Source organism: Delftia acidovorans SPH-1, assembly GCF_000018665.1.
GTDB classification, from domain to species: Bacteria; Pseudomonadota; Gammaproteobacteria; order Burkholderiales; family Burkholderiaceae_C; genus Comamonas; species Comamonas acidovorans.
The window spans coordinates 2,454,153-2,468,567 of sequence record NC_010002.1; the positions used below are offsets into that span (position 1 = coordinate 2,454,153).

A 14,415-nucleotide genomic window follows, 5' to 3' on the forward strand; every position below is an offset into this window, starting at 1 on the left:
TCTTCAGGCGGATCAGAGGACTTCGGAGACGCGGCTGGCCATCAGGATGTTGGCGTGCAGCGTGTTGGTCGCACCGTTGCCGATCTTGTTGCTGCTGTGGTTGGTCAGCAAGCTCCAGACCATTTCGTCGTCGACACGGAAGCTGGCGAGCAAGGTGTTGCGCGAGGCCAGCTTCAGCACCTGGGCTGCCGACAGTGCGGCCAGCAGGTCGCACGATTCTTCGTTCAGTCCCAGGCGGAACACCGCTTCGGCCTTGTCCTGGCGGATCAGGGTCTGGGCCAGCATCAGGTAAGTGAGGTTGGCTTCGCGGATTTCGGCAAGCAGCTGTTCATTGTTCATAGGACCATCCTTTGCATCTCGGCAGCCGCAACGCCCGGGTAGAAACAAGATGTTCAACCTGTTGCGATCTGTTGAGATGGATTGTGGAGGAGGGGCCTTCGCCGTTGAAGTCGGGGCAGGTCTGCGCCGGATGTCTGGTTGTGAGACGGCGTTTGTAAGATTTACCTTACACCTGTAGCAAGGTTTGGATGACTCGATTTCGCTCTGTCCCCGCCGTCCGGGGGCTTGGGAGCAGGCCGCTGCAGTGGTGTTGTTGCATGTCGGCCTTTTGACACAGTGCTGTCATTGTGCAGCCTCCCCAAGGGGAGGCATAAGCCGAATTAGCCGCGCTCCACCGGCCTCTTCGGGTCACTGCACCACTCGCTCCAGCTGCCCGCGAACAGCCTTGCAGGCGGCAGCCCCGCAATGCGCATGGCCAGCAGGTTGGGCAGCGCGCTCACGCCGCTGCCGCACTGGTGCACCACACTGGCCGGATCGCGGCCTGCCAGCAGCTGGTCGAACTCCGCGCGCAGCAGGGCGGCAGGCTTGAAGCGGCCGTCGGCAGCGATGTTCTCGGTGAAGGGCCGGTTGAGCGCGCCCGGGATGTGGCCGGCCACAGGGTCCAGCGGCTCGACCTCCCCGCGGTAGCGGGCCGGGGCGCGTGCATCGACCACGGTCTGGCCTGCGCTGCCCAGTGCATCGAGCACCTGCTGCGCCGTTGCCAGTTGCTGCAGCGGCTCGCGCAGCTCGAAGTTGGACTGGAAGCGCGCGCTTTCCTCGCCCGATGCCACGGGCTGGCCTGCGGCCTGCCAGGCCTGGAGACCTCCGTCGAGCACGGCCACATCGCCATGGCCGGCCCATTGCAGCATCCACCACAGGCGCCCGCAGTAGTTGGCGCCGTTGCGGTCATAGACCACGGCCTGCATGTCGTTGGAAAAACCGATGCTGGACAGCCACACGGCAAAGCGTTCGCGGTTGGGCAGCGGGTGGCGGCCGCCCGAGGCGGCCTGCTCGCTGGCCGCCACGCTGCCATGGGCGCCGGGCACGCCATGCTTGGCACTGAGGTCATGGTCCAGATCGGCGAAGACGGCGCCTGGAACATGCGCCTGCAGGTACTGGGCCTTGCCGGCCGCAGGCTGGGTCAGGTCGAAGCTGCAGTCGAAGACCATCAGCGGACGGCCGCTGGCATGCAGCGCGGCCAGCTCCTGGACGGAGATCAGGGTCTGGTGGGTCTGGTAGGGGGTGTTGGAAGTCATGGATGCGGAACTCCGAAGGCCTGTGCAGGCGGTGGTGCGCCTGCGGCAAAAGATCCGATCCATTATGCGACGGCCCCAGGCGGGCCGGTGGCGTCAGCCGCGCGAACGCAGGGCCGTGGCCAGGGCGCCGCTGGCCACGATCAGGGCAATGCCGGCCCAGCCGATCAGCGGCACGCTTTCGCCGAACATCGCCAGGCTCAGCAGGGCCGCGAAGACGATGCCCGAATACTGCAGGTTGGCCACGACCAGGGTGTTGCGGCTGTTGCTGGCCGAGGCGTAGGCCGCCGTCATGCAGACCTGGGCCACGGCGGCCAGCACGCCCACGGGCAGCAGCCACAGCGCGCGCCAGCCCGGCCAGGCGGACACGCCCGTGAAGCACATGGCCAGGGCACCGGCCACGGCCGAGCCCAGTGCGAAGTAGAAGACCACGCGCGCCTCGGGCTCGCCCATGCGCGACAGCGTGGCCACCTGCATATAGGCCATGGCGGCGAACACCCCGCCGATCAGGCCGCCCGCGCTGGCCACGAATTCCTGCGGCGCCGCGCTGGGGCGCAGCACCAGGATCACGCCCACGAAGCCCAGGGCCACGGTGGCGACCAGGCTCCAGGGAAACGGCGGCAGCGCGCGCAGCGCATGCGATTCGGGCTGGCGGCGCAGCTGGTGGCGCAGCAGCAGGCCCTGGCCGATCAGAAAGACCGCCATCCAGATGCTGCTCATGGAGTTGAACGTGGCGGCCGTGGCCAGCGGCAGATGGCCGATGGAGTAGAACCAGGCGCCCATGGACGTCACGCCCACGAAGCTGCGCCAGGCATGCTCGCGCGGGTAGCGCGTGGCCAGCGAGATGCCCTGGTGGCGCGCCAGCCACCACAGCGCCACCATGCTGACCAGCCCGCGGTAGAAGACGATTTCCGCCGCATTGAAATCCTGGGAGGCGAACTTCACACACACACTCATGACCGCAAAAACGAATGCGGCCGCCACCATCCACAGGGCTTGCATATAAATGACCGGATAGAGCCGCACAAGGGCCGCGGCGCTGGACGAGAAAAGGGTTGGTTTTTGTTTTTGGCGCATGCCGCCTGGCTGCGTACGGCCCAGGGCCGTGGCAGGGACACGCGCAAGGAACTGTATTGCATAAGCCAAGACATTGGACTTGCCTCGGGATGCATTGCCGCCGACAGCCCTGCCCATTGGGCACATCAGGGCGCTTGCATTCAGAGGAGCTGGGCAGCAGGCCTGCCGCCCAATACTGACGGCCCTATGCAAGCGGCCCAATGCAGACGGCCCGCACGAATGCGGGCCGTCGGGAGAGCCGGAGCAGATCAGCGTGCGGGGACTGCGTCACCCATCACGCCGCGATACCACTCATGGAAGTGCTGCATGCCGTCTTCCATGGGGCTCTGGTAGGGTCCGACCTCGTTGTCGCCGCGCTCGTACAGCGCCCTGCGGCCGGCGTCCATGCGCTCGCCGATCTCGTCGTCCTCGATGCAGGTCTCCATGTAGGCGGCCTTTTGCGCCTGCACGAATTCGGGCTCGAAGGCCGCGATCTCCTCGGGGTAGTAGAACTCGACCACGTTCAGTGTCCGGTCCACCGCCAGCGGGTGCAGGGTCGAGACCGTGAGCACGTGCGGATACCACTCCACCATGATGTGCGGGTAGTAGGTCAGCCAGATCGCGCCGCGTTCGGGCAGCTCGCCGTTGCGGTAGGCCAGCAGCACGTCGTGCCACTTCCTGTAGGTGTCCGAGCCGGGCTGGGCAAAGCCGGGCGCCACGCCCACGGTCTGCACCGAGTACTCCTTGGCAAACTCCCACTGCAGGTCGTCGCAGGTCACGAAGTTGCCCAGGCCCGGGTGGAAGGGGCCCACGTGGTAGTCCTCGAGGTAGACCTCGATGAAGGTCTTCCAGTTGTAGTTGCACTCGTGCATCTCGACATGGTCGAGCACGAAGCCCTCGAAGCTCAGCTGCTCGCGCAGCTTCATGCCGGCCAGGTCGGACTCGATGTCGCGGCCGTTGTCCTCGAACAGCAGGCCGTTCCACTCGCGCAGCCGGTAGTTGTTCAGGTTCAGGCAGGGATCGTGGCTGAAGTGCGGTGCGCCCAGCAGCTCGCCGCTGGTGCTGTAGGTCCAGCGGTGCAGCGGGCAGACGATGTTGCCCCCCGCATGGCCCTTGCCTTCGGTCATCAGATTGCCCCGGCCCTTGAGCATCACGGCCTGGCGGTGGCGGCAGACGTTGGAGATCAACTCCACCTGCCCCCTGGCATTGCGGACCAGAGCGCGGCCTTCCTTTTCCTGGGGCAGGGCGTAGTAGTCGCCTATCTCGGGAACGGCCAGTTGGTGGCCCACGTAGCGCGGGCCGCGTTGAAAGATGGTCTCCAACTCGCGCTGGAACAACGCAGGGTCGAAGTAACTGGAAACTGGTAGTTGGCTTGCGGCCTGCTGCAGTTGAAGACTTAAATCAGACATGGGTGACCTGACCTAAAGACTCCCCACAGGGAGGGTGCGCGTGCGCACGGGATTGGAAAAAGCAAAACCGGCCGTTCCTGGACATGGAGGCAGGCTTCACGACGTGAAAAGAAGCGGCGCCCGAGGCGCTGTGTCTTGTCGATGAGCCCGACCGTATGCCCAGGCAAGGGGCCGGTTTGACGGGGAATGGGATTATAGCCCGTGGGGTTATTTCCGGATGCCCGGTACGTGTATTGCGCGCGCCGGATGCCGACTGTCAAGGGCTGTCCGGTTATTGGCGGCACGGTCATGGAGGGGCGCCTAGAATCGTCGGTTCCCCACAACGCACCGCCATCGCACCATGCCCAAGGCTGCTCCCAAGGCTCTTGCCGAGCCCACCAGTTACGAATCCGCGCTGCAGGAGCTGGAGCAGCTCATCGCGCAGATCGAGTCGGGCCAGCTGCCTCTGGAGCAGATGCTGACAGGCTACCAGCGCGCGGCGCAGCTGCTCGGCTATTGCCGCGGCCAGCTCGACGCGGTGCAGGAGCAGGTCAAGGTGCTTGACGAGGGGACGCTGGCCCCGTGGAGCCAGGATTGAAGATTGCCATGAGTGCCGTGATGACTTGCGCTTCCGATGTTTCCCAGCCGGCCGGCCCCGGCGCGCTGGATTTCCCCTGCTGGATGACCGATCGCCTGGCGCGCACCGAAAGCGCGCTGTCGCAATGGGTGGGCGTGGATGCGCCCGCAGGCCTGGGCGAGGCCATGCGCTACGCCGTGCTCGATGGCGGCAAGCGCCTGCGCCCGCTGCTGGTCTGGGCCGCCGCCGAGGCCGTCGATGGCCTGCAGCCCGCCGCCGTGCGTGCCGGCTGCGCGGTGGAGCTAATCCATGCCTATTCGCTGGTGCACGACGACATGCCCTGCATGGACAACGACGTGCTGCGCCGTGGCAAGCCCACGGTGCATGTGCAGTTCGGCGAAGCCTCGGCCCTGCTGGCTGGCGATGCGCTGCAGGCGCTGGCCTTCGAGCTGCTCGTTCCCGAGCCCGATCAGGCCGGCAGCATGCCGGACGCCCTGCAGGCGCGGCTGTGCCGGCTGCTGGGCCGTGCCGCAGGCGCGCAGGGCATGGCCGGTGGCCAGGCCATCGACCTGGCCAGCGTGGGCCTGCAACTGAGCGAGGCCCAGCTGCGCGAGATGCACCGCCTCAAGACCGGCGCCCTGCTGCATGCCAGCGTGCTCATGGGCGCGGCCTGCAAGGAGGGCGTGGATGCCCAGGCCTGGCAGGCGCTGTCCGACTACGGGCAGGCGCTGGGCGTGGCCTTCCAGGTGGTGGATGACATCCTCGACGTGGTGGCCGACTCGGCCACCCTGGGCAAGACGGCCGGCAAGGACGCGGCCAACGACAAGCCGACCTACGTCTCGCTGCTGGGCCTGGACCAGGCCCGCGCCCATGCCGACGAGCTATGCGCCCTGGCGCACGCGGCGCTTGCGCGCAGCGGCCTGCCTGATACCCGCGCGTTGGCGGCGCTTGCCGACATGGTGGTGAGCCGCACCCACTGACAATGAAGCACCCCCTGAGTCGCTTCGCGCCTTCCCCCTCTCTACCCGCTTCGCGGGGGAAGGGGACGACACCCTCGCTGCGGGGCGGCCCTTGCTCGGTGTCCCTTGGTGGGGGCGCGCTACTTGCAAGGGTGGCGTTCGATGCCACAGGCAACTGATACGAAAATATGGGCGATGGTCTTGCGGCCATCAAGATATCTAGCATGACCACGAACACCTACTCCCTGCTGCAGACCATCGACGATCCCTCGGATCTGAGGCGTCTGTCGCGTGCCGAACTCAAGACCCTGGCCCAGCAACTGCGTGCCTATGTGCTCGACAGCGTCTCCAAGACCGGCGGGCATCTGAGTTCCAACCTGGGGACGGTGGAGCTGACGGTGGCGCTGCATGCGGTGTTCGACACGCCCTACGACCGCGTGGTCTGGGACGTGGGCCACCAGACCTATCCGCACAAGATCCTCACGGGCCGGCGCGAGCGCATGGCCTCGCTGCGCCAGTTCGGCGGCCTGTCGGGCTTTCCGCAGCGCGCCGAGAGCCCGTACGACACCTTCGGCACGGCGCACTCCTCCACCAGCATCTCGGCCGCCCTGGGCATGGCCCTGGCCGCCAAGCAAAAGGGCGAGGACCGCCGCGCCATCGCCGTCATCGGCGACGGCGCCATGACGGCCGGCATGGCCTTCGAGGCGCTGAACAACGCCGGCGTGACCGATGCCAACCTGCTGGTCATTCTCAACGACAACGACATGAGCATCAGCCCGCCCGTGGGCGCGCTCAACCGCTACCTGGCCCAGCTCATGAGCGGGCAGTTCTACGCCAAGGCGCGCGACATGGGCAAGAGCGTGCTCAAGCAGGTGCCTCCGCTGCTGGAGCTGGCCAAGCGGCTGGAGCAGCAGGCCAAGGGCATGGTCGTGCCGGCCACGCTGTTCGAGAACTTCGGCTTCAACTACATCGGCCCCATCGACGGGCATGACCTCGATTCGCTGATCCCCACGCTGGAGAACATCAAGAGCCTCAAGGGCCCGCAGTTCCTGCATGTGGTCACCAAGAAAGGCCAGGGCTACAAGCTGGCCGAGGCCGATCCCGTGGCCTACCACGGCCCCGGCAAGTTCGATCCCAGCGTGGGCCTGGTCAAGCCGGCCACGCCCCCGAAGCAGACCTTCACCCAGGTCTTCGGCCATTGGCTGTGCGACATGGCGGACAAGGACCAGCGCCTGGTGGGCATCACCCCCGCCATGCGCGAGGGCTCGGGCATGGTGGAGTTCCACAAGCGCTTTCCGGGCCGCTACTACGACGTGGGCATTGCCGAGCAGCATGCGGTCACCTTCGCGGCCGGCATGGCCTGCGAAGGCCTCAAGCCCGTGGTTGCCATCTACTCCACCTTCCTGCAGCGCGGCTACGACCAGCTGATCCACGACGTGGCGCTGCAAAAGCTGCCCGTGGTCTTTGCGCTGGACCGCGCAGGCCTGGTCGGCGCCGATGGCGCCACGCACGCAGGTGCGTATGACATCGCCTTCGTGCGCTGCATTCCGCACATGAGCATGGCCTGCCCGGCCGACGAGCGCGAATGCCGCCAGCTGCTGACCACGGCCTACGAGCAGGACCATCCCGTGGCCGTGCGCTACCCGCGTGGCGCTGGCGTGGGTGTGGCGCCGCTGGAGAGCCTGGAGGGCCTGCCCTTCGGCAAGGGCGAAGTGCGCCGCGAGTCTGCCAAGAAGCAGGTCGCCATCCTGGCCTTCGGCACCCTGCTGTACCCGGCCCTGGCCGCGGCCGAGGCGCTGGACGCCACCGTGGTCAACATGCGCTGGGCCAAGCCGCTGGACGAGGAACTGCTGCGCCAGGTGGCCTCCACGCACGAGCTCATCGTCACCGTGGAAGAGGGCTGCATCATGGGCGGCGCTGGCAGCGCCGTGGCCGAGTCGCTGCAGGCCGCCGGCATCACGCGCCAGCTGCTGCAGCTGGGCCTGCCCGACGAGTTCATCGAGCACGGCGATCCCGCCAAGCTGCTGGCCCTGCAGGGCCTGGATGCGGCGGGCATCGAGGCCTCGGTCCGCGCCCATCTGGCACCCGAGCGCGCCGTCGCCTGAGCGGCGCCGGGCAGCCGGCCAGCCGAGCAGAACTACGCGGGGGAAAACCCCGTCCGCGCTTGCTTTGCGGCGTTTTTAGAATCGATACCACCTGATACAGTGTGAATGCACGTGCGAACGTGCGTTTTTTTTGCCGCCGGGTCGCCCCAAGGCAGAAAGCGGCCCCCTCGGGGTGGCCGCGGACCTTGCGCAGCAAGGGGGCGTGGGGGCTTTTTCTGACTGACACAACACATCGCGGAGAGACATTCATGGACCGTCGTTCGATCATCAAACATGCGGGAATCGCTGGCGTGCTGGCTGTGGGAGCCGCACCCGCAGTCCATGCCCAGGAGGCGATCCGCTGGCGTCTGGCCGCGAGCTTTCCCAAGTCGCTGGACACCATCTTCGGCTCGGCCGAAATGTTCTCCAAGACGCTCAAGGCGATGTCGGGCGGCAAGTTCGAAGTCTCGGTGCATGCGGCCGGTGAGCTGATGCCCGCCTTCGGCGTGGTCGATGGCATCCAGAACGGCACCATCGAGATGGCGCTGACGGCGCCCTATTACTTCACCGGCAAGGACTACATCTTCGCCTTCGGCTGCGCCGTGCCCTTCGGCCTGACCGCCCGCCAGATGGATGCCTGGATGGAGCACGGCGGCGGCCGCAAGCTCATGGACGAGTTCTATGCCCAGTACAACATCAAGAGCCAGAGCGCAGGCAACACGGGCACCCAGATGGGCGGCTGGTTCCGCAAGGAAATCAAGTCGGTGGCCGATCTCAAGGGCCTGAAGATGCGCCTGGGCGGCGGCCTGTTCGGCGACGCCATGCTCAAGCTCGGCGTGGTCGCGCAGAACATGCCCGTGGGCGAGGTCTACCAGGCGCTCGAAAAGGGCACGCTGGATGCCGTGGAATTCGTGGGCCCCTACGACGACCAGAAGCTGGGCTTCAACAAGGTCGCTCCCTACTACTACTACCCCGGCTGGTGGGAAGGCGGCGCCGAGCTGGAGTTCTTCATCAACACCAAGGCGTATGCAGCCCTGTCGCCCGAGTACAAGGCCATGGTCGATGCAGCCTGCAACGTGGCGGCACGCGACATGACGGCCAAGTACGACGCCAACAACCCCGTGGCGCTCAAGAAGCTGGTGGCCGACAAGACCCAGCTCAAGGCCTTCCCCAAGGACTTCATGGATGCCGGCTACAAGGCCGTCATGGAGATCATGGCCGAGCATGACGCCAAGTCGCCCATGTTCAAGAAGATCAACCAGAGCCTGCGCACCTTCCAGCGCGACCAGCTGCTGTGGGAGCGCTTCTCGGAGTTCCGCTACAACAGCTACATGACCACGGCCAAGCTGTAAGGCCAGGTCTGCAGCCAGCAGCACGCACAAGGACGGTCCATGCCTTCCACGCCTGCAGGCCAAGCCCGCGTCCCCTCTGCGAAATGCAGCGGGGACGGCGGGGTTTTTTGCCGCCGGGCCGCCCCAAGGCAAAAAGCGGCCCCCCTGGGGGGCAGCGGACCTTGCGCAGCAAGGGTAGCGTGGGGGCTTTTTTGTTCCGATGATGTATGTGGGCCGGGCTGCCAAGAGCAGTCCGGCCTTTTTTGAATGCTCTCAAGCAGAGCGAACCAGGAGGAGACAGTGATGGACAGAAGAAAAGCACTCAAGCACGCCGGTCTGGCCGGTGTGTTGACTGCCGCAGCGGCACCCGCCGTTCACGCGCAGGCGGCAATACGCTGGCGCCTGGCGTCGAGCTTCCCGCGCTCGCTGGACACCATCTACGGCTCGGCCGAGGTGTTTTCCAAGGCGATCAAGGAGATGTCGGGCGGCAAGTTCGAGATCTCGGTGCATGCGGCCGGCGAGCTGATGCCCGCCTTCGGCGTGGTCGATGGCGTGCAGAACGGCACGGTGGAGATCGCGCACACGGCGCCTTACTACTTCTTTGGCAAGAACGAGGCCTTTGCCATTGGCGGCGCCATTCCGTTCGGCATGAACTCGCGCCAGCTCACGGCGTGGATCGTGGACGGCAACGGCGGCAAGCTGATGCGCGAGTTCTATGCCGAATACGGCATCGTCAACTTCCTGGGCGGCAACACGGGCGCACAGATGGGGGGCTGGTTCCGCAAGGAGGTCAAGACACCCGAGGACATCAAGGGCCTGAAGTTCCGCATCGGCGGCTTCGCGGGCCGGATCATCGAGCGCATGGGCGGCGTGCCCCAGAACATCCCGGGCGGCGAAATCTACCAGGCGCTGGAAAAGGGCACCATCGATGCGGCCGAATGGATCGGCCCCTATGACGACCTCAAGCTGGGCTTCAACAAGGTCGCTCCGTTCTACTACTACCCCGGCTGGTGGGAAGGCAGCCTGAACCTCGAGTTCTACGTGAACCAGAAGGCGCTGGCCGCGCTGACGCCCGAGCAGCGCGCCATGGTGCAGGCCGCATCGCACGAGGCCCACGTGGTCACCCAGGCCCGCTACGACGCGCGCAATCCCGGCGCGCTCAAGCAACTGGTGGCCAGCAAGGCCAAGGTGCTGGCCTTCCCGCAGACCGTGCTCGATGCCTCCTACAAGACCACCATGGCGGTCTATGCGGAGCTGGCCGAGAAAAATCCTGCGTGGAAGAAGATCTACGGCGACTACCGCAACTTCCAGCGCGACGAGGTGCTGTGGTTCCGCTTTGCCGAGGCGCGCTACGACGCCTTCATGTCGGCGCAAAAGCTGTGAAGTCGCGGCGCCCTCGGGCGTCATGCGGGAAAGCCGGGCACTGCCCGGCTTTTTTCATGGGCGCAGGGGACCGGCGCACGCCGGGGCCCGAACGAAAAAAGGCCCCGCGGTTGCGGGGCCTTTGCTGTCCTTGAGGGAGCCTGCGATCAGCTGCCGGACTTGCTCTCGCCCGGCGTGGCCGGTTGCTCGCGCTGCAACTGGTCCTGCAGCGCCTTGAGCGCATCGTCCTCGCTGGCCGGGGCCGAAGGCTCGCCAGGCGTTGCTCCGGGGGCAGGCGGCTGGTTCGCGCCGTCGCCGTTGAACATGGGGTCGTTGAAGTCGATGGCCTCGGGCATGGATGCCTCCATCTCCTGACGCACCTTGTCCAGGTCGTACTCCACCTTCTTGTCCAGCCCGCTGGAGACGATGCCGGGGAAGATGATGATCAGGGCCACCATGAGCAGCTGGATCAGCAGGAAAGGGATGGCGCCCGCATAGATCTGCATGGTGGTCACGGGCTCGGTCATCTTCTTGGTGACCTTGTCCACGTAGGCCTTGGCCGGGGCCACGCTGCGCAGGAAGAACAGCGCGAAGCCGAAGGGCGGGTGCATGAACGAGGTCTGCATGTTCACGGCCAGCAGCACGCCGAACCAGACCAGGTCGATGCCCAGCTTGTCGGCCACGGGGGCCAGCAGCGGCACGACGATGAAGGACAGCTCGAAGAAGTCCAGGAAGAAGGCCAGCACGAAGATCATGATGTTGACCACGATCAGGAAGCCGATCTCGCCGCCTGGCAGGGACACCAGCAGCTCCTCCACCCACTTGGGGCCGTCCACGCCCTGGAAGGTCAGGCCGAACATGGTCGCGCCGATCAGGATGAACATCACGAAGCACGACAGCTTGGTGGTGGACATCAGCGCCTGCTTGAGCAGGTCCATGCTCAGGCGGCCGCGCACGAAGGCCATGATGGCCGCGCCCAGCGCGCCCATGGCGCCGCCTTCGGTGGGCGTTGCAACGCCCAGGAAGATGGTGCCCAGCACCAGGAAGATCAGCAGCAGCGGCGGGATCAGCACGAAGGTCACGCGCTCGGCCATGCGGCTGAGCAGGTGCAGGCCCGTGAGCTTGTTGAACATGGCGGCAATGAAGGCCAGGGCCACGCCGAAGCACATGGACACCACGATGGTCTCGTCCAGAGCGACCTTCTCCACCACATCGCCGGACCACCAGGTGTGCAGCTGGGGCATGTACTGGGCGACCACCATCGAGGCGGCCACGCACAGCACGGTCAGCACCAGGGTGGAAGGCAGGCCGGAGTTGCCGTTGGGCTCGCGCAGCGTGCGCGCCTCGGGCGGCAGGGCGGGCACCATGGCGGGCTTGAAGATGGCCAGCACGACGATGAACAGCGCATAGAAGCCCGTCAGCATCAGGCCCGGCAGGAAGGCGCCCTTGTACATGTCGCCCACGCTGCGGCCCAGCTGGTCGGCCAGCACGATCAGCACCAGGGACGGCGGAATGATCTGCGCCAGCGTGCCCGACGCCGCGATCACGCCCGAGGCCACCCGGCGGTCATAGCCGTAGCGCATCATGATGGGCAGGGAGATCAGGCCCATGGAGATCACCGATGCCGCGACCACGCCCGTGGTCGCCGCCAGCAGCGCGCCTACGAAGATCACCGCGAAGGCCACGCCGCCGCGCACGGGGCCGAAGAGCTGGCCCACGGTCTCCAGCAGGTCCTCGGCCATGCCGCTTCGCTCCAGTATCAGCCCCATGAGGGTGAAGAACGGTATGGCCAGCATCGTCTCGTTCTGCATGATGCCGAAGATGCGCAGCGGAAGGGCCTGCAGCAGGGCTTCGGGCAGCACGCCCAGTTCGATGCCGACAAAGGCGAAGAACAGTCCGCAGGCGCCCAGGCTGAATGCCACTGGAAAACCCACGAGCAGGAAAAGTATCAGCCCCGCGAACATGATCGGGGCCAGGTTGTGGATCACGAATTCCATGATGTCTGTTTCCCCGATCAGGCGCTTTGCCCGCTTTTGTCCTTGGCACCTGCCAGCCCGCGCAGTGCTTCGGCCAGGTCTTCCTCGGCGGTCTTCTCGCCCTTCTTGGCCGTGGGATCGTCGATCAGGCCCTTCAGGAAGGCGATGCGCTTGATCAGCTCCGACATGCCCTGCAGCAGCAGCAGCCCGAAGCCGATGGGGATCATCAGGTAGACGGGCCAGCGCACCAGGCCGCCTGCGTTGCCCGACATCTCGCCGGTCTGCATGGCCTGGATCACGAAGGGCGTGCCGAACCACAGGATGGCCAGCGCCATGGGGGTCAGGAAGAAGACGAAGCCGAAGATGTCGATCCAGATCTGCGTGCGCTTGGACAGGCGGCTGGCGATCACATCCACCTTCACATGCTCGCCCTGCAGCAGCGTGTAGCCGGCGGCCAGCAGGAAGGAGGCCGCGAACAGGTACCACTGCACTTCGAGGTAGGCGTTCGAGCTGGTGTGCAACACCTTGCGAACGATGGCATTGATGCCGCTGATGACCGTGGAGGCCAGGATCAGCCAGATAAGCCATCGCCCGACCAGGCTGTTGAGCCAGTCGACCCCCCTTGAGAATTTGAGCAAAGCCTGCATGGTGTCTCCAAAAAGTAGGCTGTATTGGGTCCGTCGCCGTACGCCAGCCTGTAGGCCGGCGCGCAGCGCTCTTGTCGGCGCATGGACCAAAGCCGTCGATTCTACGGAGACCCGAACGCCGCAGGCGGCCCGCTCCCCCTAAAAGAAATCCGTGTGAACCCGAGGAAACGTCCCGTTCAAGTGGCGGTGTGTGGCTTGCGGGCCCCCAGTTTGCGGTACAGCGTGGCGCGGCTGATGCCCAGCGCGCGGGCGGCCCGGGTCACATTGCCCTGGGCGTCCTGCAGGGCCTGGTCGATCAGCACGCCCTCGCTGGCGCGCAGCGGGCTGGGCTGGGCGGCGGCAGCGAGTGCCGCCGTGCCCAGCGCAGGCAGCAGCTGGCGCAGCTGGGGGCCGGGCTGCACCAGCGCCTGCAGCCGCAGGCCCGACCACAGCGGCAGGCGCAGCGGCTCGTTGGGGCGCTGGCGCGCATGGTCCACCAGCGCCGTCCAGGGCATGGCCAGCAGTTCGCTGCAGTGCAGCGGCTGGCCCGGCAGCGACAGCGGCTGGGGCACGAGCTGGCGGGCCAGGGTATTGCTGCCCGCCACATGCCCTTCGGCGTCCACGGCCAGCAGGCCTTCGCCCTCCTGGCCCAGCGGCCCGCCGGGCCAATTCAGGTGCAGAAGCAGGGCATGGGGCAGGGCGCGCAGCAGCCGGTCCTCGATGGCGCGGGCACAGCGCAGCGCCAGGTGCATGAGTTCGGGCCGCTCCGGCACGTCCACGCCCGTGATGTCCAGCATGCCCAGGCATCGGCCGTCCGGGCCGGACAGCGGCGCACCCGCGCAGCTGTAGTGGCGGTTGGCCTCGAAGAAATGCTCTGCCCGGTGCAGCCAGACGGGGCCGTGTTCGGCCAGGGCCGCGCCAATGGCCGTGGTGCCCACGCCCTGCTCGGACAGGTCCACGCCCACGCGGGCGATGGCCTGCACGCGGATGTCGCTGCGCTCCAGCGGCCCCTGCACCTCCAGCACCGTGCCGCGTGCATCGGTCAGCAGGCTGAAGTAGTGCATGGCGCCCACGGCGCCCACCAGCTGGGCCATCACGGGGCGCGCGGCCTGCAGCAGCACCTCATGGCCATCACGGGTCTGGCGCAGCGCATGCGGCCCCAATGCTTCGTAGACCACGCGTTCGTCCGGGCGGCGGCCTGCCGCCAGGCAGCGCTGCCAGGAGCGCCACAGCCAGGGTGCGATGCCGGGCGGTGAGCCGGCCAGCGCCTGATCGCCGAAAACCAGGCTGCGGGCCCGGGCGACCTGCTGGTGGCGCGGATCGGCGGGGCAGGGCTGCGCGGCGTCGGGGCTCAGGGCGAACATGGGGCGGGAACTCCTGTGGCTGGCTGGCAAGGGATTGCGAACGGGCTGGCAGGCTGGCACGGTCGAGGCCGGGGCGCGCAGGCGCAAGCGGTGCGGGCTGCGGCTGCGGTGACGACTGTGT

12 protein-coding genes are annotated in these 14,415 nt (G+C 66.7%); 5 read left to right on the top strand and 7 right to left on the bottom strand.

What is annotated here, in order from left to right; translation table 11 throughout:
• Nucleotides 1-12: 12 nt before the first annotated feature.
• The 4 genes from flhD to DACI_RS11205 form a co-directional block, all read right to left on the bottom strand.
• A complete protein-coding gene (flhD, locus tag DACI_RS11190) occupies nucleotides 13-339 on the bottom strand; it encodes a flagellar transcriptional regulator FlhD (RefSeq protein ID WP_012204159.1) in 327 nt (108 codons plus the stop codon).
• A 320-nt stretch (nucleotides 340-659) separates the two neighbouring features.
• Nucleotides 660-1,574: a sulfurtransferase gene (locus DACI_RS11195; RefSeq protein ID WP_012204160.1), complete on the bottom strand. Its 915-nt coding sequence runs from the start codon at nucleotides 1,572-1,574 to the stop codon at nucleotides 660-662.
• Between the two features lie 93 nt (nucleotides 1,575-1,667).
• Nucleotides 1,668-2,573 (bottom strand): DMT family transporter, encoded by a 906-nt coding sequence (locus DACI_RS11200; protein WP_012204161.1) that lies wholly within the window; start codon nucleotides 2,571-2,573, stop codon nucleotides 1,668-1,670.
• 323 nt (nucleotides 2,574-2,896) lie between these two features.
• Nucleotides 2,897-4,036 carry an aromatic ring-hydroxylating oxygenase subunit alpha gene (locus tag DACI_RS11205; RefSeq protein ID WP_012204162.1) on the bottom strand — a complete coding sequence of 380 codons (1,140 nt, stop codon included), beginning with the start codon at nucleotides 4,034-4,036 and terminating at the stop codon, nucleotides 2,897-2,899.
• 340 nt (nucleotides 4,037-4,376) lie between these two features.
• Between DACI_RS11205 and xseB the strand changes: the two genes are divergently transcribed.
• The 5 genes from xseB to DACI_RS11230 all read left to right on the top strand — a co-directional run bounded on the left by xseB (nucleotide 4,377) and on the right by DACI_RS11230 (nucleotide 10,349).
• Entirely contained in the window at nucleotides 4,377-4,613 is a 237-nt protein-coding gene (gene xseB / locus DACI_RS11210) for an exodeoxyribonuclease VII small subunit (protein ID WP_012204163.1), read from the top strand.
• A gap of 8 nt (nucleotides 4,614-4,621) precedes the next feature.
• Nucleotides 4,622-5,572: a polyprenyl synthetase family protein gene (locus DACI_RS11215; RefSeq protein WP_012204164.1), complete on the top strand. Its 951-nt coding sequence runs from the start codon at nucleotides 4,622-4,624 to the stop codon at nucleotides 5,570-5,572.
• A 203-nt stretch (nucleotides 5,573-5,775) separates the two neighbouring features.
• Nucleotides 5,776-7,656, top strand: a complete 1,881-nt coding sequence (gene dxs, locus DACI_RS11220) for a 1-deoxy-D-xylulose-5-phosphate synthase (protein WP_043783320.1) — start codon at nucleotides 5,776-5,778, stop codon at nucleotides 7,654-7,656.
• A gap of 248 nt (nucleotides 7,657-7,904) precedes the next feature.
• Nucleotides 7,905-8,987, top strand: a complete 1,083-nt coding sequence (locus DACI_RS11225; protein ID WP_012204166.1) for a TRAP transporter substrate-binding protein — start codon at nucleotides 7,905-7,907, stop codon at nucleotides 8,985-8,987.
• 282 nt (nucleotides 8,988-9,269) lie between these two features.
• Nucleotides 9,270-10,349 (top strand): TRAP transporter substrate-binding protein, encoded by a 1,080-nt coding sequence (locus tag DACI_RS11230; protein ID WP_012204167.1) that lies wholly within the window; start codon nucleotides 9,270-9,272, stop codon nucleotides 10,347-10,349.
• Nucleotides 10,350-10,495: 146 nt separating this feature from the next.
• Here DACI_RS11230 and DACI_RS11235 read toward each other — a convergent pair whose 3' ends face one another.
• The 3 genes from DACI_RS11235 to DACI_RS11245 all read right to left on the bottom strand — a co-directional run bounded on the left by DACI_RS11235 (nucleotide 10,496) and on the right by DACI_RS11245 (nucleotide 14,294).
• Nucleotides 10,496-12,325, bottom strand: a complete 1,830-nt coding sequence (locus DACI_RS11235; RefSeq protein WP_012204168.1) for a TRAP transporter large permease — start codon at nucleotides 12,323-12,325, stop codon at nucleotides 10,496-10,498.
• Between the two features lie 17 nt (nucleotides 12,326-12,342).
• The gene (locus DACI_RS11240) at nucleotides 12,343-12,951 is read right to left on the bottom strand and encodes a TRAP transporter small permease subunit (protein WP_012204169.1); all 609 of its coding nucleotides are present in this window, start codon (nucleotides 12,949-12,951) and stop codon (nucleotides 12,343-12,345) included.
• A 176-nt stretch (nucleotides 12,952-13,127) separates the two neighbouring features.
• Nucleotides 13,128-14,294, bottom strand: coding sequence for a helix-turn-helix domain-containing protein (locus DACI_RS11245; RefSeq protein WP_012204170.1), 1,167 nt, complete (start codon nucleotides 14,292-14,294; stop codon nucleotides 13,128-13,130).
• Nucleotides 14,295-14,415 lie beyond the last annotated feature (121 nt).